This is a genomic window from Lysinibacillus sp. NPDC097195, from assembly GCF_044762075.1.
In the GTDB taxonomy this organism is placed as follows: Bacteria; Bacillota; Bacilli; order Bacillales_A; family Planococcaceae; genus Lysinibacillus.
Map to the genome: position 1 here is coordinate 100,562 of NZ_JBIWDP010000005.1, position 26,712 is coordinate 127,273.

The following is a 26,712-nucleotide window of genomic DNA, read 5'->3' on the forward strand; positions in this document are numbered from 1 at the left end:
AAAATACAAATATTGTAGGCGTTTATTCCAATTCAACAACTTAAGGCTTTAAAAAACACTATCTAAACAGACAGATTCATGTTAACACCCCACTTTTGTTAAAAAGTACATTTTCTCTATCTAAAGAAGAAATATTCTGCTTATTAACGTTATTTTATTCCCACAACCTATTTCATACAATGTATGTTATTACAGTGTTTGCATTCGATAAATGGAGGTTTTTATATAAGGGTGCCTCTAGGATAAAGAGAAAAAGTGTTAGATTGACTACGATCAATCCAACACTTTTCTAAGTTGTTGTTGTCCGCTACAGCGGCGCTTTCCGTGGACACACTGTAAGCCGCAACCATCACTCACGCGCCGGTCGCTGCACTCATTGTGGGCTGTTGTGAGCAGGAGTCGCCGCCTTCGTTACCAACTAGTGCTCCCTTCAATTATTATTTATTGCAAAATAGAATAGCTGAGTTTCAGTTTCCAGTCAGGCTTTGTATTTTACTATAAATGACTATAAGACTGCTTTAAATAGCACGCTAGTTGTAGCTTTAATAAATCTCCAGGCTGTTGGAAAGAAACAGCTAATACTTCTTCAATTTTTTTTAGTCGTTGATAGAGCGTATTAATATGGACATGTAACAGTTCAGCAGCCTTCACTGCCGAGCGATTTGTATCTATATAGATGATTAAGGTTTCTTCCAACGAATTGTTCTTGCTTTGTTTTGTACGAAGCGGCTCAAAAACCTCAGCTAAAAAATGCTTAATTTCTTGCTGATCTTGTTTAATAAACAAGCGATTGACGCCAATCTGCGAGTAATCGATTAAGCCATGCTGGCCTCTTGAAGTTAAATAAGCTAATGCCGTTTTTGCCTCATCAAACGTTTTCGGCAAAAAGTAAACATCTTGATACGTTGTCCCTAATCCACAGCTCAACGTCACGCTTTTCTCCTTGCCCCATTCATTACAAATGCTTTGTAATTTTTTGCGAAACGGCTTATCGGTAGTGTTATTAACACTTATTACAACCGTTACTTCATCATGATACGCATAGAGCAGCTGAATATAAGAAAATAAATCTCGTTTTAATTGCGCTGTTAAACGATGAATAAATGCTTCTAAATGATGAGGACTTTTATATTGGCTTAGTTTAAATACGGTGACATTGCATGGCTCATGCAAGCTAATATTTAGCTCTTGAGCCTTTTGTAAAACGATGGATTGATCTTTTGAATTTACTAACTCTGAAAATAGCTCTCGCCGCTTTTTATAGTAGAATGCTGTATCATTTTGTTTTCTTACTAGTTCGAGCGCCAGTACAGAATGTCCTTGCTCCATCACAAGTGTATCCAGTTGTTCGATTTGTGTTGCGGTCTCTACAATGATACAGCCTAACGTAATTTGCATCGAACGAATTGGATAAATAATGTGGGTCACATAGCCGGAACGTCTTAACTCGTAAAACGGTTGCTCTATTACATTTTGTAAAATACCATTTAAATCTTTATAGGTTAATTGAACAGGGAGTTTTTCCGTAATAGGCGTTACTTCATTTTCTAATAAATCTACAAACAGCACATTTTTGCCCATCATCCGAGACATCTCTTCTACAATCTTGACTACACCCTTATTTTGGATAGATAGCTTTGTAAGCGTTGCGTGAATATCATCACGTCTCATTAATACATCATTTAAGTTTTTAATATGTGAGTACTGCCTTGCATTACGAATGGATATTCCTACTTGGGATGAAAAGCCCTGTAAAAGATGCAAATCTTCATCGGACAATGGATAGGGCTTCACAATTTGGCATAAAAATATGACACCTTCTACTTTATCGTCTACTCTTATCGGGTACGTCAAAAATGATTTTACCTGTTTAGTAAACTCATAAGACGGGTCCCAGTATTTAGAGTTTGCAGTAGAGATGTTTCCGATTGTTTCCCACATACTATGATTCTTTTGATCGGATAACAGTGGCACTTCCTTTCTAAAGGTGTAACCAACTGGTCCTTCATCCACATCAAATTCCATTTGGTTAATGCCCTTTAATATATTCCCTGCAGAAGCCTTACACGTCAGTTTGTGCTTCTCTTCATCAAACCACCACAACGTTCCGATATCACAATTTGGAATTACGTCCATCGCATACGACAAAATATTGCTATATATCTCCTCCGTACTTAAAGTTGCAGATGCTCTACGTGTACTTTCTATTACTTTCCCTAGCTTATATCGCTCTCGTTTAATAGCCGCATTTGTATAATAAGGATATAAATAATGAAATAAAACCACTAACTCACCCTCAGTGAGTGTTTTGTATTCATACAAATTAAGCATAATTTGATAATTCCCCGGATATGTAAAAACAATAAACATATTATCATTCAGAATTATTTGAAAAATATGGTCGTTGTGAGACGTTAAATTCTGAAACGGCAAAGTAGTTGGCTCTATTGTACCCTCGATTAACTCAAAAACAGGATGTTCCATACTAGCAATCCATATTTGATAATTACTTTCCCAATTAAATCGCTTGGCAAGTTCATTAAAGTACTGAGTCATTTTTTAACCTCCTCATTTGTAGGACATAACATAAACACAACAATCATTCATGAATTCGAGCGAATTACATCTATTTCTCATTTAAACTTATATTACCTTCTTTACGAGCGGTTTATCTATAAAAAATATTGTTTATTACGATCTCACTAACAAAAAAACACACTTCATGCCGAACTACTACCTTAGTGTAGTTACCGCATGAAGTGTGTTTTCTTTTTGCTATCGATGATATATTTCGGTTTTTGCAAACTTAATAACTTCAGCAACATACAACTCACGATATGGGACAAATTGAGCTGTAGTGACAGGGCGAACTAAGTGAGCTCGTTGTCCATCAGGAAAATATTCATATCCTTCAATATTTAAAGTACTCGTTTTCCCTAAAAAGAAATCTTCAGCTTCATCAAGCTGTGCTCGAACAACACCTGAAACTTCTTCATATTGCAATGCAAAAGCATCCCAATTGTCCTCAAACGGGTACAAATAAACATGACAAAATTCATTATCAATCATTTTTTCGGATACGATGCTACATGAAGTCATACCCATTTTTATGACTTCATGAATATCAATTGTTAACCCTAGTTCCTCTTTTACTTCACGTATGCCCGCTTCTACTGTCTCCATTGCTAATAAATGACCTGCTGCTGTAATATCGAGCAATCCTGGATAGTCTTTTTTTTGCGCGCTGCGAATTTGGAAATAAATATAGTTCTCGTTGACAAGCCAGCAATGAAAAGTCTCATGCCACAAACCTTTTTCGTGTACTTCTGCTCTTGTAGCTGTGCCAATTTGTTCATGCTGCTCATTAAAAACTTTAACAATTTCTTGTTCCATTTTTACTCGACTCCTATACTGACTTCGTCGCCTTTTTCTTAATCGCAATTCGTTTATCGTAAATATTCGAAACAATAACCTTAATTACCGCGTAAAACGGTACGGCAATAATTATCCCTATAAAGCCTGCTATATTTCCTGCTGCTAAAATAATCGTAATAACAGTGAGCGGATGAATATCGAGAGATTTCCCCATAACATTTGGTGTAATGAAGTTACTATCAATCTGCTGTGCAATCAATGTGACAACACAAACCCAAACAACGAGCATTGGATCTTGAATAACTGCCACAATTACTGCTGGTGTTAGGGCAATCCATGGTCCAATAAACGGAATCATATTCATAAAGAAAGCAAAAATAACGAGCAATAATGAGTACTCTAAACCAATTATTAAATACCCAACATACATTATAAGTGCTAGTAAAAAACTTATTTGCAGTTGCCCTTGAATATAGCTACGTAATACATCATCAATTTCACTTAACGTCTTTTTCACCCATTCACGACGCTCACCATTAAAATATTTATAAATGGAAGGCGCAAATTTCTCATGATCTTTTAACATAAAGACGAAGAAAAATGGAATTAAAATAGCTAATAATGAAACCGAGACGATAGATTGTATAAAGGATACGAGCCATTTACTTGCCACGACCGCAATACTTTGTACAGAATTAGCAAGATTATCGATAAACTCTTTTATTTGTGGAGGTAAATTATCTTTATTGCTGAACAGGCTGACGACATAATCAGTTGCATCTTGAATGCTCGATCCAATCATCGGCGCATTTTTTGCTAGATTATTAAGCTGTGTCGCAATCGGATTGCCAACAATCCAACCAAAGCCAACAACCATGGCAATTAATCCAACAATAATCGTTAATATGCTAGCCCATCTTGGCCATTTTCGTTTTTCTAAAAATCGTTGAATTGGCTCTGTCACATAATAGAGCACGCCACCTAGTAGCAACGGCACAAATATAGCTTTTAAAATAATCGCAAGCGGTGAGAAAATCCAATGAATTTCTATAAAATATTTAAGTATTAGTAGAACTAGCAAAATCCCTACTCCTACTTGGAACCACACTTTCCTCGTCACATTCTTCACTTCCTTTTATCACAGTTACTGAAAATACTACTTATATATTAACCATTTCGCAAGTATCCTAGTATTTATTACAAAGATAAAAAGAGAATGAGCTAAAAAACAACTTTTCTTGGACAATTTTTATAGCTGGCTCCGTTGGGACAATGAGAAAAAGTGTTAGATTGACAGCCATCAATCTAACACTTTTCTATATCGTTGATGTCCGCTACGGCGGTGCTTTCCGCGGGCACACACGTAAGCCGCAACCCTCGCTTACGCGCGGCTTGTTGCGTCTTACGTTGTGTGTGTTCCCACAGGAGTCACCGCCTTCGCTACCATCAACTAGTGTTCTTTACGGAACTTGTTCTACTTAGTCATAAAACAGGTTCTACAACTTTGTATCATCCACTGAATTTAAGTAGTCCTCAATCACACCGATTACTGATTCTACACAGCCATCCTCAAATGGTGAAATTAGACCAGCTTCTTTTACTAGCTTTGTAAATGACATAGAGCCTCCTAAACCACATAAATGGATATAGTCCTTCCATGCAGCCTCAAACTCTTCACGTGAACGCTTCCAGAATTGGAATGCACAAATTTGTGCTAACGTATAGTCAATATAATAGAACGGGCTAGCATAAATATGGGCCTGACGTTGCCAAATGCCACCCGATTCTAAATAGCTATTGCCGTCATAGTCACGATGTGGCAAATAGGTTTCCTCAATTTTTTTCCATGCAGCTTTACGCTCAGCAGGTGTCATCTCAGGGTTTTCATAAATAACATGTTGGAATTCATCCACAGCAACACCATAAGGAAGGAATAATAAGCCACTGCTTAAATGCGTAAATTTATATTTCTCCGTATCTTCTTTGAAGAATAATTCCATCCAAGGCCATGTAAAGAATTCCATACTCATTGAATGGATTTCACATGATTCATATGTTGGCCACAAATACTCTGGGATACCAATATCGCGGCTTGAATACACTTGGAAGGCATGCCCTGCCTCATGTGTTAACACATCAATATCACCTGATGTACCGTTAAAGTTCGAGAAGATAAATGGCGAATGGTAATTTTCAATAAATGTACAATAGCCGCCACTTTCTTTCCCTTTTTTCGCTACTAAGTCCATTAAGTCATGGTCAATCATAAAGTTGAAAAACTCACCAGTTTCAGCTGATAATTCTTCATACATTTTTTTACCGTTCGCAACAATCCAATCAGCATCGCCTTTTGGCGTAGCATTCCCTGTCAAAAAGTTTAATGCTTCATCATAAAACTTTAGTTCGGGAATCCCGATACGTTGTGCTTGTCGCTCAAATAATTTTGTTGCCACTGGCACGATTAAATCGCGTACTTGATCACGGAATTTTTTCACCATGTCCGCATTATAATCAATACGGTTCATGCGAATATAGCCAAGCTCTACATAGTTTTTATAGCCTAGTTTTACTGCAATTTCATGACGGACTTTGACAAGCTCATCATATAAGCGGTCAAACTCCGCTTCATGCTCAGCAAAGAAGCCAAAACGAGCTTCTGTAGCCGCCTTACGCATTGCACGATCTGTCGATTCAGTATACGGTCCTAGCTGAGCTAGCGTTAATGTTTCGCCGTTAAAGTCAATTTGTGCTGAAGCAACTAGTTTATTATATTCAGAAACTAGCTTGTTCTCCTTTTGCATTAAATCTATTACTTGCGGTGAAAATCCTTTAATTTGATAGGACGCTAAATCAAATAGCTGTTGTCCCCACTTTTCTTCTAACTGCGCGCGGAATGGTGAAGCGATTAATGCTTTATAATATTCCGTTGTAATTTCCTCAAGTTCTGGACCTACCTCATCAAAGTAGTCACGTTCTTCTTGATAAAAAGCATCATGCGTATCGATAGATGCTCGAATATAGACAAGATTAGCCATTGTCGCATATTCATTACTTAGTTCATTTAATTTTGCAATGAGCTCACTTTGTGCTTCAACCGATTGTGCTTCTTTAAATTGCTCAATTATAGCTAATTGTTGCTCTTTCATAGCCTCTACGTTCGGACGGCTATATACATAATCTTTAAACGTTGTCATAGAAGTACCCTCTTTCTGTCGTTTACTCAATATATTTCTATTATATGCCAAATATATGATTGAAAGAAAGCAATTAATGACCAATGATATATGTTTTTAACAATGCTGCTCTTTCACGTAGTGTTAATTTCGCTTCAACAGATTTTGGGGTTTTTGCTACAACGACGTCTGCCTCTAGATCTAGCTTATTCGCTAAATACTTCGCTCGTTGTAAATGGAAATCATTCGAGACAATAGTAATTCGTTTAGTCTCCTTAGGTAGTAATTCTTTTGAAAATAGTAAGTTTTCATATGTTGAAGTAGATTGTTCTTCCACTAAAATTCGTTCACGGTCAATTCCCTTATCTTCTAGGTACGAAAGCATTGCAGATGCTTCGGTTCGATCCTCATCTACTCCTTGCCCTCCCGATACAATAACTTTGACATCAGGATACTCATTTAGATAGCGGACAGCCTCCTCTAATCTATTTTTTAAAGCTAGCGACAGTATGCCACCAGGCTTTACTTTTGCCCCCAGTACGATGACATATTGTGCAGTGCCATCTGCAATTGGCTGTGTCCCCTTTTTCATTTCTTGTCCTAACCAGATGTATAGTGCACTTCCTATACAAAAGACAATGATGATTCCTCCCAGCAACCACTTTTTCACATACAACACCCCTTTTTACTTACAACGTTGCACACAAAAAAAGGATGCTTGTACAAAGTATGGTTACCGTACAAGCATCTGAATAATTATCTAATTGTAAAACGTTGAATGGATTCCTGTAATGCCGAGATTTCGTCTGTTAAATCGTTAGAGGATTCGCTAACAAGCTGTATCGCTCTTTGCTGTTCATCTACAGATGCTGTTACTTCCTCCGAGGCTGCTGCATTTCGCTCACTAATTAGCGCAATACTTTCAATCGAATGCATAATATCTTCTTTGGAACTATTTAAATACTCTACGCCTGTAGTCATTTCTCTAATGATCGCGATAATCTTTTCCACAGCCATTTCAATGTCTTTAAATGAAGATTCCATCATACTGACTGAATCATTTTGCTCTTGAACGATTGTACTCGTTTTCTGCATTTCATCGTTCACTAAATTTGTTTCACTTTCAATCCCACGTAATGTAGTCCGAACTAAGTCTGTTGCGACAGATGTTTGGTCTGCTAGTTTACGGACTTCTTCCGCTACGACAGCAAATCCTTTACCATGCTCACCAGCCCGTGCAGCTTCAATCGAAGCATTTAATGCAAGAAGGTTAGTTTGATCAGATATCTCATTAATCGTGCCTACAATGCCTTCAATTTCTCTTACTTTAACAATTAAGCTATTAAATACTGTTTGTACACTACTAATCAGTGTGGACGATTCTTGTGATTTGTCCTTCAAGCTGCTTAAATTGATAAGCCCTTCTTCGTTAGAATGCTTCATCATTTGAGAAGCATCTAGCATTAATTCATTTTTATCATGTAATCCTTCAATTTGCTGGGCAAATGCAATGGCTGTTCGATTCGTATCCTCAGCATCAGATGCTTGCTTTACTGCCCCTCTTGATACTTCGTTAATCGCTTTGACAATTTCATCACCGTAAGCATTTGTTTCTTCTGCAACAGCTGTTAAATTCGATGATGTGGATTGAATTTCAGCGATTGCTTCCTCTACATTCGTTATTAATGTTTTCAATTGATCTACCATATCATTAAAGCCTGTGTTTAATTGACCAATCTCATCTGAACGTTGTAGATTTTCAAGTTCCACGGTTAAATTGCCTTGTGCCACTTCATGTACGCGCTTCGATATGTTTTTAACCGGTAAAGCTAAATGTCTGGATACCAACATTACGATAATAGTACCGATGATGATGGCACCTAATAATGTCGCGCCTATAACCAATAGCAATGAATTGGCTTCCTTATTAAAATCTTGCATATATGTACCAGATGCTACGATCCATCCCCAATGCGGATCTTTTGCAGAGTAAATAATTTTATCAGCTAGAACATCTTGTCCCGGCAGTGCAAACTCATATTCTGTAAAGCCACCACCATCTAATGCCCGTTCGGTTACATCACGAATAAAATACTTACCACTACTATCCTGTTCATCCCACAAATTATCGCCTTCACGAGTAGGATGCGTTGTGAGTGTCCCCTTGTCGTCTAAAACATATAAATAACCATATTCGCCTAAATCACCAGGATAATTAATGGGACGCTTGCCCTCACTATCCTTTGGACCAAGCAATGCTTCGCGTACTCTTTCCTGCGCAAGCTCCAAAGGAATATCACCTTTTTCCACACTTTCATTGGCAAGTTCGATTAATTGCAATGTAGACTCTACACTATTTTGAAGAACTTGTTCGCCTAATCCTTCCATCCCATCTTTTGCTTTCCCATAACTTACGATTCCAATGATTAAACTTGGCACTACTAATAATGCCATTGAAACGATAATCAATTTCCCCTGTATTGAACGTAAAAACTTCATGCTTAACACCCCTTTTTACTTCGCTCGTTTAATGCATTTATACCTATTATGGAATGGATTTACAGTTTATACAATGGGTATTTCACAACAAATGTGTATATTAGTTACCATTTCGATTATATATGCTAAAATACATATTTTTTCGTAACAAAAAAACTATCTTTCTACAGAGCTATCGCATGCAGAAAAATAGTTTTTTGATATTTTTTAGCTATTAAAGGTATGAATCTCTTCTAACATTTCTTTTGCGTAACAGACCCCTTCTGCACAACATTAACTGAAAAACCGTGTCGGCTGTAACTTTCCCTAAAATATTATTATATTATTGATAACCAAGCGACTAATGCTAGTAAAGTAAAGAATAGCGTCGGTATAGTAATTAAAATACCTATTTTAAAGTATTGCCCCCAACTAATTTTAATACCTTTTTGTGCTAATATATGTAACCATAACAATGTCGCCAAGGACCCGATTGGTGTCATTTTCGGACCTAGATTCGTACCTATTACATTGGCGTAAATAAGCCCCTCTTTAATTGTCCCAGTCGCACTTGTTTCGGCAATAGCTAATGCATCAATCATAACCGTCGGCAAATTATTCATAACAGCTGACAAAATGGCTGCGACAAAGCCCATCGTTAACGTCGCCACAAACAAACCCTGTTGGACAGCATGCTCTAACAAGTTCGCTAATAACCCTGTAAGTCCTACATTTTTCAAACCATATACGACTACATACATACCAATAGAAAAGAACACGATACTCCAAGGGGCACCCTTAATAACTCTCTTTGTATCTATGTTTTTACTTGTCCGTGCCAACCATAAAAAGATAATGGCGACACTACATAAAATAAATGATACCGGAATAGCAAAATACTCACTCAGCAAGAAACCAAGCAAAAGTATTGCGATTACATACCAAGAAATATGAAATAGCTTTTTATCTTGAATTGCGACAGTTGGATGCACTAATCCCTCCGTAGAATACTGTGTTGGAATCACTTTTCTAAAAAAGATATAAAGCACACATATGCTCGCGATCAACGACGCGAAATTGGGTACAATCATATGTACTGCATATGCCATAAAACCTATATCAAAATAATCTGCAGACACAATATTTGTTAAATTACTGATGACAAGTGGTAAGGACGTTGTATCAGCAATAAAACCACTCGCAATGATAAATGGAAATACCTTCTGCTCTGTTAAGCTTAATTTACGTACCATAGCTAAAACAATTGGCGTTAAAATCAGGGCCGCCCCGTCATTTGCAAATAACGCAGAAACAATCGCTCCTAAGCAAGCAATATAGATAAATAGTCGAATCCCACTGCCTTTTGCAAGTCGTGCCATATGCAATGCTGCCCATTCAAAAAAGCCGATTTCATCTAAAATAAGCGAGATTATGATAATACCTATAAACGATAATGTAGCATTCCACACAATATCGGTAACAGCCAACACATCGTGCCAAGTTACGACACCTAACAATAAAGCAACTGCAGCACCGATACATGCTGACCAACCAATAGATAATTTACGCGGCTGTACGATGACAAAAAATAGCGTCACTATAAAAATAATAATGGCTAAAAAAGTTTGCACAATTTTCCTCCTTCAATGTGTGACTTCTCGTTCGTTTAACATGTTCAGCTCGATTTATACCTACAGCTAAACAAGTTAAAAACCAGTAGCAAAGGATTGCTACTGGTCTGACTTATATAAAAATTATTCACCTAAATCTGCGTTATGGTAAACGTTTTGTACATCATCTAAATCTTCTAATGCATCAATTAATTTTTCAAATTTCGCTACATCATCACCTGTTAATGTCACTTCTGTTTGAGGTAGCATAGACAGTTCTGCAACTGTAAATTCTTCAACGCCTGCAGCTTTCAGTGCTTCTTGAGCAGCAAAGAATTGATCTGGCTCTGCATAAACTATAACCGTATCTTCTTCTTCAAGAATATCACGTGCATCAACGTCTGCCTCCATTAAAATTTCAAGTACTTCATCGGCAGTCTTGCCTTCTAAACCAATAACTGCTGTTGAATCGAACATATAAGCAACGGAACCACTTACACCCATATTACCGTTGTTTTTACCAAATGCCGCACGTACATCAGATGCAGTACGGTTAACATTGTTTGTTAAAGCATCCACGATTAGCATTGTGCCTGCCGGTCCGAAACCTTCATAGCGTAATTCATCAAAGCTTTCATCGCCGCCACCCTTGGCTTTTTCGATTGCCTTTTCAATAATATGTTTAGGAACACTGTAAGTTTTAGCACGTTCAAGAACAACTTTAAGAGCGCGATTTGATTCAGGATCTGGTTCGCCTGATTTTGCTGCTACATAAATTTCACGACCAAACTTTGCATTTACACGACTCGTGCTTTGGTCTTTTGACGCCTTCTTTTCTTTAATATTGTTCCACTTACGACCCATTGTTTCCACTCTCTTTCAAAATTAAAGTTTATAAAATCATAGATGCACAACTGTCCATCTGCAAATGGTATTTAAATACTTTTCGTATCTTTACTCTGCAAATAATAACACAATGATGCTTACAAAGCTAGATATACCAATGTTTAAGGTCCTGTTTTCTGCCATGTGCATTTTATAATACAACACATAATAAAGCGCTAAATCCTGCTTTCAAACTCACTATCTTACAATTTCTTCTCGCGCTTAATTTTTTCTAATAAAGCCTGACAGCCTTCCAACACTAAATTATACGTTTCTTGGAAATCTCCCGTATAGTATGGATCAGGTACATCCTTTCGATGGTCCGTCAAATCTAACAAGCGAAAAATCTTTGGTGAATTAGACTGCCCAAGCATCGTATACATGTTTCGAATATTATTTTCATCCATGCCAATCATGTAATCATATTGCTCAAAATCATGCTTCTGTAACTGTCTACTTTGCATTCCTTCGGTCGAAATACTATATTCCCACAACTTATCCTTTGTACCCGAATGTGGTGGTTCACCAATATGCCATGAACTTGTTGCGGCTGAATCTACTAAAATTTTGTCGTGTAAGTGCTCTTTTTCTATTAAATCTCGCATAATGGCCTCAGCCATTGGTGAACGACAAATATTGCCTAGGCACACGAAAAGTACACGTATCATTAACAACGCCTCCTACGACAAAGCACCCAAAATCATTTTGATTCTGAGTGCTGACAGTATTATTTTTTTTCTGCTGCGATTCGTTTATTTAACTCATCTGTTAAAGCAATAAGCTCATGTTCAAGATGGTGTGTAAATTGCTCACGCCCTTCTTTCCCTTTGCCTGTCACATAAAAAGGCTCGCCATAGATAAGGTAGCCTTTTCCACGTTTAAAGACATCGCCAGCATTACGAGCTCCTACATAAGCTGCTGGAACGATTTGTGTTTTAGCTAGCTGTGCAATCGTAATAGCACCTTGCTTTAAATCAGTACCTTCTGAATTACGCGTACCTGATGGGAAAATACCAACAATCTTACCTTCCTTCAGCAACTGGGAAGGAATTTTAATAACACTTGGCCCTGGATTGTCACGGTCAACTGGAAAGGCATTTAAATGGTTAATCAGCCACCCTAGTCCTTTAATATCAAACAATTGTTTTTTCGCCATAAAGTGAATTTCCCGAGGCAAGACTGCCACACCTAAATTTAAGATATCCACATACCCTGTATGTGTACACGCGATAATAAACCCACCTTCCTTCGGTAAGTTATGCTCATCATATACACGTGCTTTTGAACCCGATAATTTTAATATTAATTTGACAAGATTTGCCGTAAATTTATACACTGTTTTATTCCTACCTTATTCAATAGTTATTATCATTGTAATCGAAAAGCGTTGTATACTGCAATTGTCCAAGTCAATACGATAGTATTTAGACCCGACCTACTAAAATATCGACATCAATTGTTATTTCACTTACATTGACTTCTTCTTGTTGTGCCTTATGCCAGCCCATTGGCGTCATTTCACGTAACGCCGGAACTAGTATCGAACTAAGTGGTACTGTATAAGTAAGGCGCTCTACCGAAACATGTGAAAAACTTTCTCGAAAACGCTCTACAGTTTGCTCATTGGAGTACGTTTCTTGTGCCGAATCAGCATACAGTTGTGCCCGCAATTGTTGCAAATAACCACTTTGCGGTACGACTTTTACGACACATCCACTTGCTGTCAGTAATCGTTTAAACTCTTCATAATTAGCTGGAGATAATATATTTAAAATGACATCAAAACTGTCTTTAGCAAATGGACTTTTAGCTAAATCTCCAACACACCAAATTTGCTCTGGATAATGCCGAGCTGCCGTAACTATTCCTTCCTTTGCTATATCGATACCCACGCCTATGCCCCCTATTTGGGACATTATACGAGCTAAATGTGAGCCCTCTCCACAGCCTGTATCCAGCACTGTTTTAGCTTGACCTATGAGCTCCGCTATTTTCTCTTCTAGCGGATCATACAAACCACTTTCAATAATCGTTTTACGCGATTCAAAAAGATCTTTACTATATTTAGAGGCAGCACTATGTGTCAACATATTGACATAACCTTGCTTAGCAATATCAAAGGAATGATTCGTTGTGCATGTCAGTCTTCCTTGATCGTAGACATCCATTGCCTGTTGACAAATTGGGCAAGCGAACAGCCCAATATTCGCATTAATCAATGCCGCTCCTGCAGCACGTTTTGAGAGTGCTCCCATTTAATTCGCCTCCTTTTGTTCTGTCGGTGAAACAATAGCAAAACGTTCCCATTTTCGACTTTTCCATCTAAAGTATACGATAATAGCACGCATCCATTCATCTGCTGAAATCGCTAACCAAATTCCTACTAATCCCCAATCTAATACAAAGACAAATAAATAACCAAGCGGCAAACTCATACAAACCATCGATAAAAAGCCTATTTTAACAGGAAACCTTGCATCGCCCGAAGCACGTAATGAGTTAATGACAACGATATTCATCGTGCGCCCTGTTTCTAGCAAAATACTTAATGCTAACACAGACCCACCGATAGCTATAATCTCTGGATTATCTGTAAATAAGCCTATTAACTGCTTACGGAAAATCGTCACAATACTCACCATTGTAATGGTGAAAATAAAAGCGGCACGCACACTTGTCCATAATTGACGGTATGCCTCATCTTTTTTACCCGCACCTACATGACGTCCTATAATAATAGCTGTCCCCGTACCAATTGCAACCGCAAACAAGTATGTAAACATCGAGATATTCATGGCATACTGTCTTGCCGCAAGCGTCTCCGCTCCTATATAAGTTGCATAATAAAGAAAGACGATTTGGCAAAATTGATAAAGCACTTGCTCAAACGCAGAAGGTAAACCGATATTTAAAATTTTCCGTACATACTCTTTAGAAAAAGTGAAGTAGTATTCGATTTTAAGCCTTATCTCCATAACTTGATACAACAGCCATGCAAATACAAGTACCGCTAGCCCACGACTAATAATCGAGGAAATTGCAGCCCCTTGCACGCCCAATTCTGGTAAACCAAAATTACCAAAAATTAATCCGTAATTGAGCACGACGTGAATAACATTCATACCGAGCGAAACATACATTGTTTGCTTCGTCCAACCATGTACACGAATAATAGCTGCTAGTGCATTAATAATAGCCTGTAAAAAAATAAAACTACCGATAATGACTAAATAGCTCTGGGCATATTGTAAAACTTCGCCCTTTAAATTCATCATCGTCATTAAATGGCTGGAGCCAAAGAAAAACAGTGTACTCATAATAAGCCCCAGCATTAAGTTCATCGTAATGGCCAATGCTGAAATTTTTGTTGCCTCTAAAAAACGCTTCGAACCTAAATATTGCGAAACTACAATCGCAGCACCATTACCCACTACTTCAAGTATTAGAATCGCAATATGAATATATTGATTGGCAGCGCCAACACCTGATACTGCATTATCCGACAAAGCACTTAACATAAATGTATCGGCTAAGCCCATTAACATAAATAAGAAAACTTCTAAAAAGATTGGCCATGTTAAATGAAATAAACTAAACTGGCCAGTCGAATGTTTCTCTTTAACCGCACGTCCCAACAACTTCACTTCTCTCTATACTTTACATAAAAATCTATTGTATCTTATCACAGATTGACGGTTGTAAAGGATAGCAAATAGAAAAATATTTTGAATTACTGACAAAAAAACCCCTCCCACGGTCTTGCTGTGAAAGGGTGTCTGATTAGCATAAGCAATTTTCTTGTAATTGCAGGCGTTTTTCTGTTGTTAAACCAAATTCTTGCTCTAAAAATATAGTTTTCGAACCATACCGATGATCTATAGCATCGAAAGCCGCTTGTAGATAATCTTCACGAGCCGACATTAAGGCGTGGAATTGCTGCAATTCCTTGTCATTAAATGTGTGCTGTATAGCTTGTGCCATGCGCTCTACCATCGGACGCAAATAAATATTCGTATCTAAATAGTCTTGCATGATTGTTTCCTCTGGCACATCTAACGCTAACAAAATAAGCGCACCACCAATACCCGTTCGATCTTTACCTACCGCACAATGGTGGACAAGACCCAAATTAGCTGGATTTTGAATTGTGGATATTAATTTTTTAAATGCCGCATTGTTAAATGGCATTTGTGCATAAAAATCACGGAACATCTCCGGGCTGACAACCTTATAAAAGTTGTGACCACCAGTGTTCGTTGGCATTTCAAAAGTGTGGTTGCCTTTTGCGGGAATTTGAATGTATTTGGCCCCTTTGAATATTGGATTCGGATTATTTAACGCTTCATGTTGATCGCGGTAATCAAAAATAGTTTTTACCCCTAATGCTTCAAAACGTTCCTTATCCGCTGCTGTCATCTTACCTAATGCAGATGAGCGGTATAGCTGTCCATTTTTAACGACTCTTCCATCTCTCGTCTTATAGCCACCCATATCGCGAAAATTCAAGACTGCTTCAAACGGAATAACCTGCATATCAAACTGTGTCATCCACTACGCCTCCCTAATTTTAGCACTCACTTATACTTCTATTTTATAGAACAAATGAAGATATTACCAATTATCTACAAAGGCTTCTCTACTATAAGGAGTGCCTGGTATGTGAATCGCTGATAGAAGTCCACTAAACGCCGGTTAGCCTGCATGCATTGCCAAGAGAAACAGCAAAAAAGTGTTAGATTGAATCGACATCAATCTAACACTTTTATTTTGCCACTATCTTGGCTTTCTTTATTTAAATAGCTCAGGATATACAGCTTTCGCTACCATCTCAACAGCTTCACCAATACGAGGTCCTGGACGATTTGAAATATCCGTATCAATAAAAGTTACCGCTTTGTCTTGAATAGCTGTAATTGTATTCCAACCATCACGACCAAGAATTTCTCCTACCGGATCTTCTGTATAGTTTACTGTTGTTAAAATCACTTGCGGATTTTTGGCAATGACATCTTCCTCAGATACTTTTACCCAACCATTCTGATCACCAAATACATTATTGACATTAGCTGCATCTAAAATTTCTTGTTGGAAAGTACCAGCTGCAGTTGTATAAATATCTGGTTTCGGGCTAATTTCTAAGTAAACATTTTTTGGTGTCGTTACAGTTTTTACTTTTGCTTGAACATCTGCAATTTGTGCTTTAATATCTTTGTTTAATTGCTCGCCCTTATCTTGAACACCCATTACTTCAGCGATTTGTTGAATATCTCCATAAACATCTTCAAAAGATGCTGCAGATTTAATAACAAATACTTTTACGCCTGCATCTTCAAGACCTTTTAATGCGTCTAATGTCTCATCATTACCTGTGTAATACGCAAGTACAACATCCGGTTTTAACGCTACAATTTTTTCGCTATTGAATGTCACTGAGTCTGACACACGTTCAATTTTTTTTGCTTCTTCTGGGTACGTATCATATTCCGTAGCCCCAATGACTTTATCGCCAACACCTAGCGCAAATAGAATTTCTGTGTTACTCGGGATTAATGACACAACTGTTTGTGGTACTGCATCGAACGCTACTTCTATATCGCGGTCATCCTTCACTTTATAGCCAGTTTGTTCTACTTGTTGATCCTCTTTAGATGTATCGTCATTGTTCGCTTTATCTGCTGTGCCGCATCCTGTCAATACAAGTGCTAGCATTAATACAGTAAGCCATTTTAAATTTAATAGTTTCTTCACTTTATTCATTCTCCTTCTTTTTCTTTATTGGATAAGATTTGCTAATAAACGGGATTTCAGCGATGCCAGCCTGCTGATTTGTGTAAACCGCCATAACAAAAAATACATTCGCTAACAATCCTAAGTAATCGAAAAGGATGGCTGGAACTTCCCTTTCCTCCGAAACTTTATGTAGCGCGCGGTATGATTTTTTTGCCTCACTGCGACATAAATGCAGCGCAGTGGCAGCCCCCGTACCTTGTGGTAACACAAAATTTTGTATTTCATCCTTTACATGACCTACATAAAAATCATAGCGCTCGCTAAGCCATGATAAATCTTCTTCCGTTACCGCTAATTTGCCTCGTACTGAACCATTGACATGATAGGCCATTGGCAAGATAGTCAATAAATCTGCAGCCACTACTTCAACATCTTCTTCTTTTACAGCAGCTAACGCTACACCGACATGTGTTGTTAAACTATCTGTACGAATTTCAAAATCAACCGTAGATATTTTTTCACGCATGAACGGGTAGCAAGAGTAACGAGCATCTTTTTTCATTTGTAATCCCTACTTTCTATCATGAACATACTTTGCTTAAGGTGCATAAAAAAAACGCCGCTCCCTAGGGAACGACGAAAATAGCATATATAGTGTCGCCTGACGCGACAGCCAATGTATTTGCCGTATATCCTCCTAGCTTCCGAAGAGTTTTTATACATTAAATAAAGGTCGGTCTCCTGGCTCGTACAGTTCACTACGTCTATGCAGTAGCGATATCATAAAACCTTCCCATCTTAGAGCTTCCCCTTTCGACAGTGGCAATTTATTATGACTTCTGTACTTACAGTTGCGGAAACAGCTTCGGTCTTACACCGAATTCCCGATTATGCTAAAGTTAGCACCATTATTCTGCAAGAATTATTCACTTGATTAGCAGTTTATCATAGATTGAATTGAAAAAGTAGTTGTGAGATTGTGGAATATTCGAAAATATTTATACAAAACTTAGCACTATTTCTACATAGTGACCAGCTATTTGTTACTATAGCTCAAAAATTCTGACTCAAAAACTACTATAAAATTTTTTCAATCGCTTGCTCAATATCCAATTGGGAATCAGTTGGTTCAAAGCGCTCAACGGTATTTCCTTGATTGTCTACTAAAAATTTTGTAAAGTTCCAGCGAATATTACGTCCATCTAAAAAGCTAGGCGCTATTTGAATGATGGCCTCAGCTAGCATCTTTTCTTGCATATTCGCTTTACCGAATTCACGAAAATCTACCTCATGCTTTAAGTAGTTGAATAAAGGATGTGTCCCTTCGCCATTCACCTGCACTAATTCAAAAATCGGGAAAGTTACGCCATAGTTAATTTGACAAAGTTGAGTTGTTTTTTCGCCATCTTCTGGATTTTGTTGCCCAAACTGATTGCAGGGGAAGCCTAAAACAACAAAATTATTTTTGCCATATTTATCGTACATTTTTTGCAAATCCTCAAATTGGTATGTAAAATCACATTGATTGGCGGTATTGACGATTAACATTGTCTTTCCGCGATACGTCTCCATCGATAAAATTTCACCGTTTGGCTTTTCCACTAAATAATTATAAATACCCATTTCCTCAACCCTTTCTAAAATTATCTGTAAATATATTAAAGCACCAACTAGAACCATTGAATTCTATTACTGGCTCTATTGCTCGCACCTTTTCCAAAAGTAAGCAGACTAGTAATTTTGTAAACAATCCATCACATCAGTATATTAGACCTAAAATTAAGTGCATCCATACTCCTGTTTTTTATTATAATCAATAATGCTTCCTTCTTCAAAATAACACACTTGAGCATAAAAATAGCCATCTCGCTACTTTAACGGATGGCTGTCTTATATTTCTTTTTGTATTTACTATCCTGCTCTTCTTCGATTAATCGCTTTGCAATATCTAGTAGATTCTGATCATTCGTAGCATCAAACAACTTCTTGAAAGAAATAATAATATCATAACGAATTAATGTATATTGTTTTTCGTCGATACAAGTTTGAAACCTTTTCGCCAAATAAGAAACGATTAAGTCTCTTTGAACTTGGCCTGCAAGCCCTATTTGCCAGATTGCTTGCAATGCTTGCCTTGCTGTTATTTTTTTTTCATCATACGTTACTGCCCATATTTTTAAGAAATCATCTAGAACACGCTCTTCCGGATCGCTTTTTGCTGCTAAAGCGCATAAAAACTGTGCTGCCCGTGCGCGAGCATGCCCATTGTTATATGTAAGGGCTTTAATAAGCTGTTCCCAAACTGCATATGTCCAATCTACTGGTTCTTGCATAATTTTTATTAATTTTCTGTACGACTCGTTTTCAATCTCACGGTCACGCTCTGTTAAATTACTAAAAAGTTGCAAAATCTCTTTTTCCATATTTATCCCTACCTTCATTCTTTCACAACGTTTTTAAATTTAAAATTTAATATGTTACACTGTACTTAAATTAATGATAAAAAGGAGAGCCTATGAATAGATTTATAACTCGAAAGTTGATTATACGAACGCTAGCGATTATATGCCTACTAATAGCCGCATACTTTATCATACCAGTTTCTGTACCAATTATATTGGCGGGTGTTTCTGCTCTACTGTTAGAACCCATTGTCATGTATTTTAAGAGAAAATGGAAAATGTCTCGAAAAATTGCTGTTGCTTTTATTTACATAGTAAGTGTTATTTTTATTTCTATTATTTGTTACTTTACTATTACCCAACTAATGTCGCAAATCATTTCCATTTCTAAGCAAGCACCTTACTATATGTCTAAGCTATCTGAGATGTGGGATCATATGCAAGAGAATATTTCAAAATATACAGAAGACTTTCCAGCTGAAGTGAGTGCTTCACTTGAGAAAACGACAACCGACTTCGTAAAAAAGGTTGAAGAGTCTTTTTTAAACTTCTTTAATTATAACAAAGTTACGACCTTCTTTTCACAAATTCCAAGCCTCTTTATAAGTCTTCTCGTTTATATGATCGCTCTATTTCTATTTATGCTAGATTTACCTAAATTAAAACATATAACATACGCATATTTAAAGCCTTCAACTGAAAAGAAAATGAAAATTATTACGAATCGTTTAAAAGATGCATTTTTTGGTTTCATGAAGGCACAAGTCCTTGTAAGCTTTATTATAGCTGGTGTTACCCTGGTCGGTTTGATGCTGATTCAGACGAAGTATGCGTTAGCAATGACCTTTGTAATTTGGATTATTGATGTGATCCCGTTTCTCGGCTCTATTATTGTTTTAGCACCTTGGGGCACATATCACCTTCTGATGGGTAATACACCTATGGCTATTAAACTCTTTGTGCTTGCAGCTATTTTATTAATAATTCGCAGAACTGTCGAGCCTAAAGTAATGGGTGCACATATTGGTTTATCCCCTTTGCCGACATTAATAGCCATGTTTATCGGGCTTCAATTGTTCGGCGTCATCGGCTTGTTTGCAGGGCCCTTTGTTGTCATCTTCCTTTTTGCCTTAAAAGAAACTGGGGTTATCAAATTTAATTTTAAAATTTAATGCTAAAATAGCACCCATTATCATTACAGCTTGATAATGGGTGCTATTTAACATTTTTATTTAACTTTTTTGTAAGTTACAACGTCTATTTTTTAAAGGCTTATTGAATGCGTCCAAAGCCTACTAAATATTGGTTCCACCAATCAAGTGATTCAATGACAACACCTTTATTTTGAGCATCGATCATTGTGTTATTACCAAGGTAAATACCAACGTGTGCTACGCCTGAGCCATAGCTGAAGAATACTAAGTCACCAACACGTGCTTCACTTGCTGAAATACGTTTTGTTGCTAAATATTGTTGTGATGCTGTACGTGGTAATGATACACCTGCTTGTTTGTAAGACCATTGTACAAGACCTGAACAGTCAAAGCCTGTAGTCGGATTGCTTCCGCCCCAAACATATGCGCGACCTAGGAATTGTTTCGCAGTAGAAATTGCATCACCTGAAGATGCAGTACCTGCACCAGATCCAACTATGATTGGTTGTGGTTTGCTTGCGCTGTTATTGTTTTTGTTGCTGTTATTGTTGCTGTTATTGTTATTGTTAACATTTACTACAGGTCGAGCTGATTGAAGTGCACGTAGACGAGCAGCTTCTTCTTCTGCAGCTTTACGCTCAGCCTCTAAACGTTCTTCTTCTTGTTTCGTTGCAATTTGTGCTTTTAATGCAAGTGATTTCGCTTGGTTTTCAGCCTTTTTCACTTCCATTTCGCTTTCCTTTTGTTGAAGCTCTTGGAATTGCTTTTGAAGTTCTTTTTGTTTTTCATCTAATGTTGCTTTTTGTTGTTCTAATTTCGCTTTATCAGCTTCTTGTTGATTAACTAGCTCTTGGTCAGCATCCATTAATGTTTTTACCGCTACGACACGATCCATTAAATCTGCAAAACTCTTTGATTCTAAAACAACGCTTAAGTATACGCCTACTGTGTTGTCTTGTGCTTGATATGCAGCCATACGCTCACTTAAAATTGTCGAACGTTGCTCGATGCGTTTTTCTGTTTCAACAATACCTGCATCTACTTCTTTTATATCAGCTTGTACTTGGTTAAATACTTTTACTTTTGCATCGATATCTTGTTGCAGTTGATCTAATTCTTGATTCAATTTTTTAACTTCTGCATCAATTTTTGCTTTTTTATCTATCATTTGCTGAGACGTTTCTTCAGCGTGTGCTTCGATTGGTTGTACTGTATTAAATAATAGGCCGCCTGCAAGTGCTAAAGCTAGCACCATCGACTTACGCCATTTATTACGCTTACCCATGAGACTTTCATTTCCCTTCATCTATCAATTTCGCTCTTTATTTCCTTATGTAAATACTTGAACGATCAAATTAAATTTTTATGTTTTTATTAGCCTTTTAAAGTTTAGCATTATTGCCGTAACTTTTATACTATTTCCCGCCGTTTTAATAGTTTAGTAAAACTCGAAACATAATTGTAACATTAGCTAAAATACGACATAATTCTACAAAAAGCTTATATACCGCTACATAATACTACATATATCTCTAAATAACACATTTCACGTTTGTGATTTGTAATCTATTTGTAATATAAAAAGGTAGGAGATTTATCCCCTACCTACTGATTATAGACAAACTGAGAGAACTAAACGACCTTAGTTGATGTATGCTACAGCAGCTATTTTCCCCTGGCCTATCGTCGGTCGCTTACACGTGGAAAACCTCACAATTGAGATAGAGGAGTCCACTATTACCTCATAGAGCGTAAAGCTTGGATGGATAGTCGTACTAACAAAATTGCACATAAGAACAATCCTAAATATGCGGCTGTATTCAAATACACAGCATACGGTTCATGTATGAATTGAGATATAGCTAATAATGCAACAGAGATAATACCAAATGTAATGCCGACAAGTAATAATACGAAGCGTGCAAAAAGCTGAGTAATGAAACGTGCATTATGTTCATCTGAAAAAATATCATGATGTAATATAATTTTTCCACTTTCTACACGTTGAATGAGCTGATCGATACGTCTCGGCATTTTTCGTAACGTTGGAATCAACATCGATAGTTCTTCTTGTACTCGTTCTTTTGTTGCCAGCGGTTCTTTAAATGGCTTTAAAAATGCAGCTCTCATGTAAGATGCAGAAAAATCTTTCGCTTCTGTAAAAATATCGAATTGTGGATCAATTACACGTAAAGTCCCATCCAATGTTACTAATGAGCGTAGCGCTAATGCCACAGAAGGATAGAATGCTAGGCCAAAATCTCTTACAACGGTAAACAACGAATGGATTAACTCTTCTGTTGGAATACGATCAACATAAGAGATTTTCAGCAGAATTTGATCCATCGCCTGCTCTACCCGTGCACGTTCCGCCTGATCCCTATTTTCTACTAATAGCATTAAACCATCGTATAAAATACCGGCATCATTCTGCTGAATACCTAATAAAAATAGCTTTAACCCTTCTTGCTGAGTAGTACCTAAGCGTCCAACTGCTCCAAAATCGAGGAGGATTGGCACCCCATCTGTCTCATCGATATAAATATTTCCCGGATGCGGATCTGCATGGAATATTCCCGAAAATAACATCTGTTCAAAAAATGAATACAAAATTGTTCTAGCAAATTGCCTACAATCAATATTTAATCGTCTAAATTCTGAAGATCCTTCTGACACACTTTTACCACGAATGTATTCCATGACAATAATGTCTTCATCACAAAACTCTGTATATATTTTCGGAATGCGCACTTTATAATCACTCTTTGCAAGAGCATTTGTAACTTGTAATGTATTGCGTACTTCAATATCTAAATGAATTTCTTCTCGTAACCCGTCTGCAAAAGCTCCTGCTAGTTCACGGAAACCTAATGATTCTGCCCACGTAGATTTGCTTGAAAACCAATTTGCAAACTCCTCTAATATATCAAGATCATCACGCATTATCCCTTTTACTTCAGGACGCAGTAGTTTAACGACGACCTCTTCATAATTTTTTAGTCGGGCCTTATGAACTTGCCCAATTGAGGCAGCTGCCAATGGCTCCATATGAAAGTTTGTGAAGACATCCTCTACAGGCATTGGTAGTGAGTGCTCTAAAATCTTTGTTACTTGGTCATGTGGCAAAGGCTTTACACTTTGCTGTAAATGCTTTAACTCATCAATAATAGTTGGAGAAAATAATTCTTTACGCGTTGACAGTACTTGTCCGAATTTGATGAAAATGCCTCCACACTGCTCTAATGTTGTGCGTAAAGCAATAGCAAGCTCCTTCTCATTTTCTCGTTGTCTCGCATATTTAATCGTTTGCACAATACCATTTGTTACGGCTATTTTTAGTACCTGACGCAATCTCTTTTGCTGTCGCCAATAGCTACGTAATCTGATTAAAACCGTTTTTTGCCCATTCCGTCGCTCTCCACTTTTAATCCCGATTGGATCAAACAGTTCGAATACAAGATAGAGTAGCATGGAGATTAGAAGCATACTCCCTATCCAAATCAGCGTGCTTACCTCCGTAACAGTTTGCACCATCGTCTCCGATAAAAAATCCCGATGACGCAAATAGGAATACCAATAAACAAAAGACGTAAGCGTCACACTAATAACAACAGATAGTACTCTTCGTACAAAATTAATATTTGAACCTATTAAACGACCGCTAACAAAATAAATAATTCCTGCAACAAAAATGATTTGAATAAATAACTTCAAGTAAACCAACAAGCGCCACCTCCCGTTGTTTTCTCTAATATAGTTAGTATAACAAATTCACGTACAAACTTTCTTAAACTAGCTACGAAAGACCGCAAGCTAAGATACGCTATACACTACTAACAACGCAAAAATCCACGGAAGGATTCTCCATGGATTTTCACACTATCAATATTCAGAATTGTTTCAGTGCCTGTCACTTATTTTTAATTCGTAGATAGCACTTGTTCCCAATTAATCGTGCCATTTTTCACTTGATCACGCTTCTCTTTGTCCATTAAATCGTTAGGGCGACCACCTTTTGGCCAATCTTTATCATGTTTGGCCCATTCAGGTCGATCTTGCGACAATATAAATGCTGCTAGATCCGCAGCATCTTGATCTGTTAGTGTTCCACCCGCTCCAACGGGCATATTGTTTTGAATGTAACCAGCCATTTTGGACATACGTGCCATACCTGCTCCATCATTAAAGGAATTATCGCCCCATAATGCTGGACCTGTGTTAGCACCCGTACCGGAACCATCTGCAGCATGACAAGCGATACAAGATTGCGCGTATAGTTTTTCACCGTTCGCTACATCTGGCACAGGTATGTTTTTCATATTGCTTGTGCCTGCCCATTCACGCTCTGCTCCTATCGGCACTCCTTGCGATATGTAAGCAAAATAGGCCACCATCGCTTCTAGCTCATCACTGTTCATTTCAAATTTTTTACCGTTCATACTTCGTACCATACAGCCATTAATTCGTTCTTCAATCGTTACAATACCGCCTGAACGTGCGATATACTGCGGGTAGTTAGCCATTACGCCAACTAAAGAAGAGGCTTGTTCGTCATAGCCCGCACCTGCATGACAGCTTGTGCACGATAATTGGTTTCCTACATATTCATCCGCCGCAACGTGCGTATTATTTACAAGCTCATAACCATATAAAATAGCATCTTTCATCGGTCCATCAGGTACTTCTTCGATACTTGGTGGAGCGTAGACCACTTGTTGTGAAGCTGCTGTTGTTGGTATTTGTGTCTGTACCACCGCTTCTTGCGTCTCACCATTAGCATCACCTAATATTTTGTCACTGATAACTGCTCCAACAAAAAGTGTAGCGGCTAATAAGACTGTTCCCGCTATACCAGTAGCAATTTTCTTCATTACCAATACCCCCTTTGAATGTTAATTTTATTCTAGCAAGATAATATATGGTGCGATGTGACTTTTCTCACACTTCACAGTTTTAGAACCATAAAGACGATAAATATGTAATTATTTTACAAATATTTTTGTTCTACAACAGTAGAAACAATCCTTAATACCCGTTGAAGTACTCTTTATTTTCTGTTAATCGAACACCGGCTATATAGTAAATCCACTGTACGTTCTACAAAGCGCAAATAAGTCAGCTGCTTAGAACATAAAAACCCACATCGATTTCCAGCGAGCACCATGCAAGGCACAGCCCTTGCTAAGTGAGGGCTGTATCGTCTTACATCTATGCTGTCCCGCGGGAACCGATGTGGGTTGTCTTACTGTCAGAATTCAGAATTGTTTCAGTGCCTGGCACTCGTGTAATGTGCGTACGAATACTTCATTCGGCTCAGCACCTTTAATACCGTAGCGATTGTTAAAGACGAAGAATGGTACGCTTTGTACGCCTAGCTGTTGGGCATCATAGCGATCCTTTTCCAATTCTTCGATAAAAGCTTTAGAATCGCCCAACACTTCTTTTGCTTTCACTACATCCAAGTTTAATTTTTTAATAACGGCTAATAAAACAGCCTCATCATTTAAGTCTTTACCTTCTTTAAAATAAGCAGCCATTAAAGCTTCGGTATAGGCCGCTTCTTTGCCAAATTGTTTCGTCCATTTTGCTAGGCGATGGGCTTTTTCAGTATGCACCTTTTTCATTTTAGTAAAATCATAGGCTAGTCCAACTTCTTTAGCCCGTTCCATAATGCCTGCCGTCATATGTTCGGCCTGTTCAATTGTTACATTGCGATGAGCCATGACATATTCGTAATAACTTTGGCCAACCTCTTTGGATGCGTCCGGATCAATTTGGAACGCTTTAAATTCGATTTCTACTTGATCGGTATAGCCAGCCTCTGTTATCGCACGCTCTAATTCTTTTTTCCCTATATAACAAAATGGACAGGAGAAATCCGAAAACACTTCAATTTTCATTGTAT

At 37.6% G+C, this 26,712-nt stretch carries 22 protein-coding genes and 1 riboswitch; of the genes, 1 reads left to right on the forward strand and 21 read right to left on the reverse strand.

Going from position 1 to position 26,712, the window contains the following annotated elements:
* Positions 1-495: 495 nt before the first annotated feature.
* From ACIQXI_RS18725 to ACIQXI_RS18805, 17 genes are all read right to left on the reverse strand, one after another.
* Positions 496-2,556, reverse strand: a complete 2,061-nt coding sequence (locus ACIQXI_RS18725; RefSeq protein ID WP_402927694.1) for a helix-turn-helix domain-containing protein — start codon at positions 2,554-2,556, stop codon at positions 496-498.
* Positions 2,557-2,775: 219 nt separating this feature from the next.
* Entirely contained in the window at positions 2,776-3,393 is a 618-nt protein-coding gene (locus ACIQXI_RS18730; protein ID WP_402927696.1) for an NUDIX hydrolase, read from the reverse strand.
* A gap of 13 nt (positions 3,394-3,406) precedes the next feature.
* Positions 3,407-4,495 (reverse strand): AI-2E family transporter, encoded by a 1,089-nt coding sequence (locus tag ACIQXI_RS18735; protein WP_402927698.1) that lies wholly within the window; start codon positions 4,493-4,495, stop codon positions 3,407-3,409.
* A 376-nt stretch (positions 4,496-4,871) separates the two neighbouring features.
* Entirely contained in the window at positions 4,872-6,569 is a 1,698-nt protein-coding gene (locus ACIQXI_RS18740; protein WP_402927699.1) for a M3 family oligoendopeptidase, read from the reverse strand.
* A gap of 73 nt (positions 6,570-6,642) precedes the next feature.
* Positions 6,643-7,218, reverse strand: coding sequence for a YdcF family protein (locus tag ACIQXI_RS18745; RefSeq protein ID WP_402927700.1), 576 nt, complete (start codon positions 7,216-7,218; stop codon positions 6,643-6,645).
* 86 nt (positions 7,219-7,304) lie between these two features.
* Positions 7,305-9,047, reverse strand: coding sequence for a methyl-accepting chemotaxis protein (locus tag ACIQXI_RS18750; RefSeq protein WP_402927702.1), 1,743 nt, complete (start codon positions 9,045-9,047; stop codon positions 7,305-7,307).
* A 317-nt stretch (positions 9,048-9,364) separates the two neighbouring features.
* On the reverse strand, positions 9,365-10,657 hold the full coding sequence (locus ACIQXI_RS18755; protein ID WP_402927703.1) for an arsenic transporter: 1,293 nt from the start codon (positions 10,655-10,657) through the stop codon (positions 9,365-9,367).
* Positions 10,658-10,780: 123 nt separating this feature from the next.
* Positions 10,781-11,500, reverse strand: coding sequence for a YebC/PmpR family DNA-binding transcriptional regulator (locus ACIQXI_RS18760; RefSeq protein WP_402927705.1), 720 nt, complete (start codon positions 11,498-11,500; stop codon positions 10,781-10,783).
* Between the two features lie 224 nt (positions 11,501-11,724).
* A complete protein-coding gene (locus tag ACIQXI_RS18765) occupies positions 11,725-12,189 on the reverse strand; it encodes a low molecular weight protein-tyrosine-phosphatase (protein WP_402927707.1) in 465 nt (154 codons plus the stop codon).
* Between the two features lie 59 nt (positions 12,190-12,248).
* Positions 12,249-12,857: a lysophospholipid acyltransferase family protein gene (locus ACIQXI_RS18770; RefSeq protein ID WP_402927708.1), complete on the reverse strand. Its 609-nt coding sequence runs from the start codon at positions 12,855-12,857 to the stop codon at positions 12,249-12,251.
* Positions 12,858-12,945: 88 nt separating this feature from the next.
* Positions 12,946-13,776 carry a putative RNA methyltransferase gene (locus ACIQXI_RS18775; protein WP_402927709.1) on the reverse strand — a complete coding sequence of 277 codons (831 nt, stop codon included), beginning with the start codon at positions 13,774-13,776 and terminating at the stop codon, positions 12,946-12,948.
* Complete coding sequence (locus ACIQXI_RS18780; RefSeq protein WP_402927855.1) at positions 13,777-15,156, reverse strand: MATE family efflux transporter; 1,380 nt, start codon at positions 15,154-15,156, stop codon at positions 13,777-13,779.
* A gap of 145 nt (positions 15,157-15,301) precedes the next feature.
* On the reverse strand, positions 15,302-16,069 hold the full coding sequence (locus ACIQXI_RS18785) for a tyrosine-protein phosphatase (protein WP_402927711.1): 768 nt from the start codon (positions 16,067-16,069) through the stop codon (positions 15,302-15,304).
* A 240-nt stretch (positions 16,070-16,309) separates the two neighbouring features.
* Entirely contained in the window at positions 16,310-17,269 is a 960-nt protein-coding gene (locus tag ACIQXI_RS18790) for an ABC transporter substrate-binding protein (RefSeq protein WP_402927712.1), read from the reverse strand.
* Between the two features lies 1 nt (position 17,270).
* Positions 17,271-17,813: a hypothetical protein gene (locus ACIQXI_RS18795; RefSeq protein WP_402927713.1), complete on the reverse strand. Its 543-nt coding sequence runs from the start codon at positions 17,811-17,813 to the stop codon at positions 17,271-17,273.
* Between the two features lie 152 nt (positions 17,814-17,965).
* A riboswitch (cobalamin riboswitch) is annotated at positions 17,966-18,176 on the reverse strand.
* A 152-nt stretch (positions 18,177-18,328) separates the two neighbouring features.
* Positions 18,329-18,874 (reverse strand): glutathione peroxidase, encoded by a 546-nt coding sequence (locus ACIQXI_RS18800; protein ID WP_402927715.1) that lies wholly within the window; start codon positions 18,872-18,874, stop codon positions 18,329-18,331.
* A gap of 251 nt (positions 18,875-19,125) precedes the next feature.
* The gene (locus tag ACIQXI_RS18805; protein WP_402927716.1) at positions 19,126-19,674 is read right to left on the reverse strand and encodes a hypothetical protein; all 549 of its coding nucleotides are present in this window, start codon (positions 19,672-19,674) and stop codon (positions 19,126-19,128) included.
* Between the two features lie 92 nt (positions 19,675-19,766).
* On the opposite strand from ACIQXI_RS18805, the gene ytvI reads away from it, so the two are divergent.
* Positions 19,767-20,825: a sporulation integral membrane protein YtvI gene (gene ytvI, locus ACIQXI_RS18810; RefSeq protein WP_402927718.1), complete on the forward strand. Its 1,059-nt coding sequence runs from the start codon at positions 19,767-19,769 to the stop codon at positions 20,823-20,825.
* A gap of 100 nt (positions 20,826-20,925) precedes the next feature.
* On the opposite strand, the gene ACIQXI_RS18815 is transcribed toward ytvI, so the two are convergent.
* The 4 genes from ACIQXI_RS18815 to ACIQXI_RS18830 all read right to left on the reverse strand — a co-directional run bounded on the left by ACIQXI_RS18815 (position 20,926) and on the right by ACIQXI_RS18830 (position 26,707).
* The gene (locus tag ACIQXI_RS18815) at positions 20,926-22,092 is read right to left on the reverse strand and encodes a C40 family peptidase (protein WP_483869719.1); all 1,167 of its coding nucleotides are present in this window, start codon (positions 22,090-22,092) and stop codon (positions 20,926-20,928) included.
* Positions 22,093-22,544: 452 nt separating this feature from the next.
* Positions 22,545-24,530, reverse strand: coding sequence for an ABC1 kinase family protein (locus ACIQXI_RS18820; RefSeq protein WP_402927720.1), 1,986 nt, complete (start codon positions 24,528-24,530; stop codon positions 22,545-22,547).
* A 197-nt stretch (positions 24,531-24,727) separates the two neighbouring features.
* Positions 24,728-25,678 (reverse strand): c-type cytochrome, encoded by a 951-nt coding sequence (locus ACIQXI_RS18825; RefSeq protein WP_402927722.1) that lies wholly within the window; start codon positions 25,676-25,678, stop codon positions 24,728-24,730.
* A gap of 384 nt (positions 25,679-26,062) precedes the next feature.
* Positions 26,063-26,707 (reverse strand): DsbA family oxidoreductase, encoded by a 645-nt coding sequence (locus tag ACIQXI_RS18830; RefSeq protein WP_402927723.1) that lies wholly within the window; start codon positions 26,705-26,707, stop codon positions 26,063-26,065.
* Between the last annotated feature and the right edge of the window lie 5 nt (positions 26,708-26,712).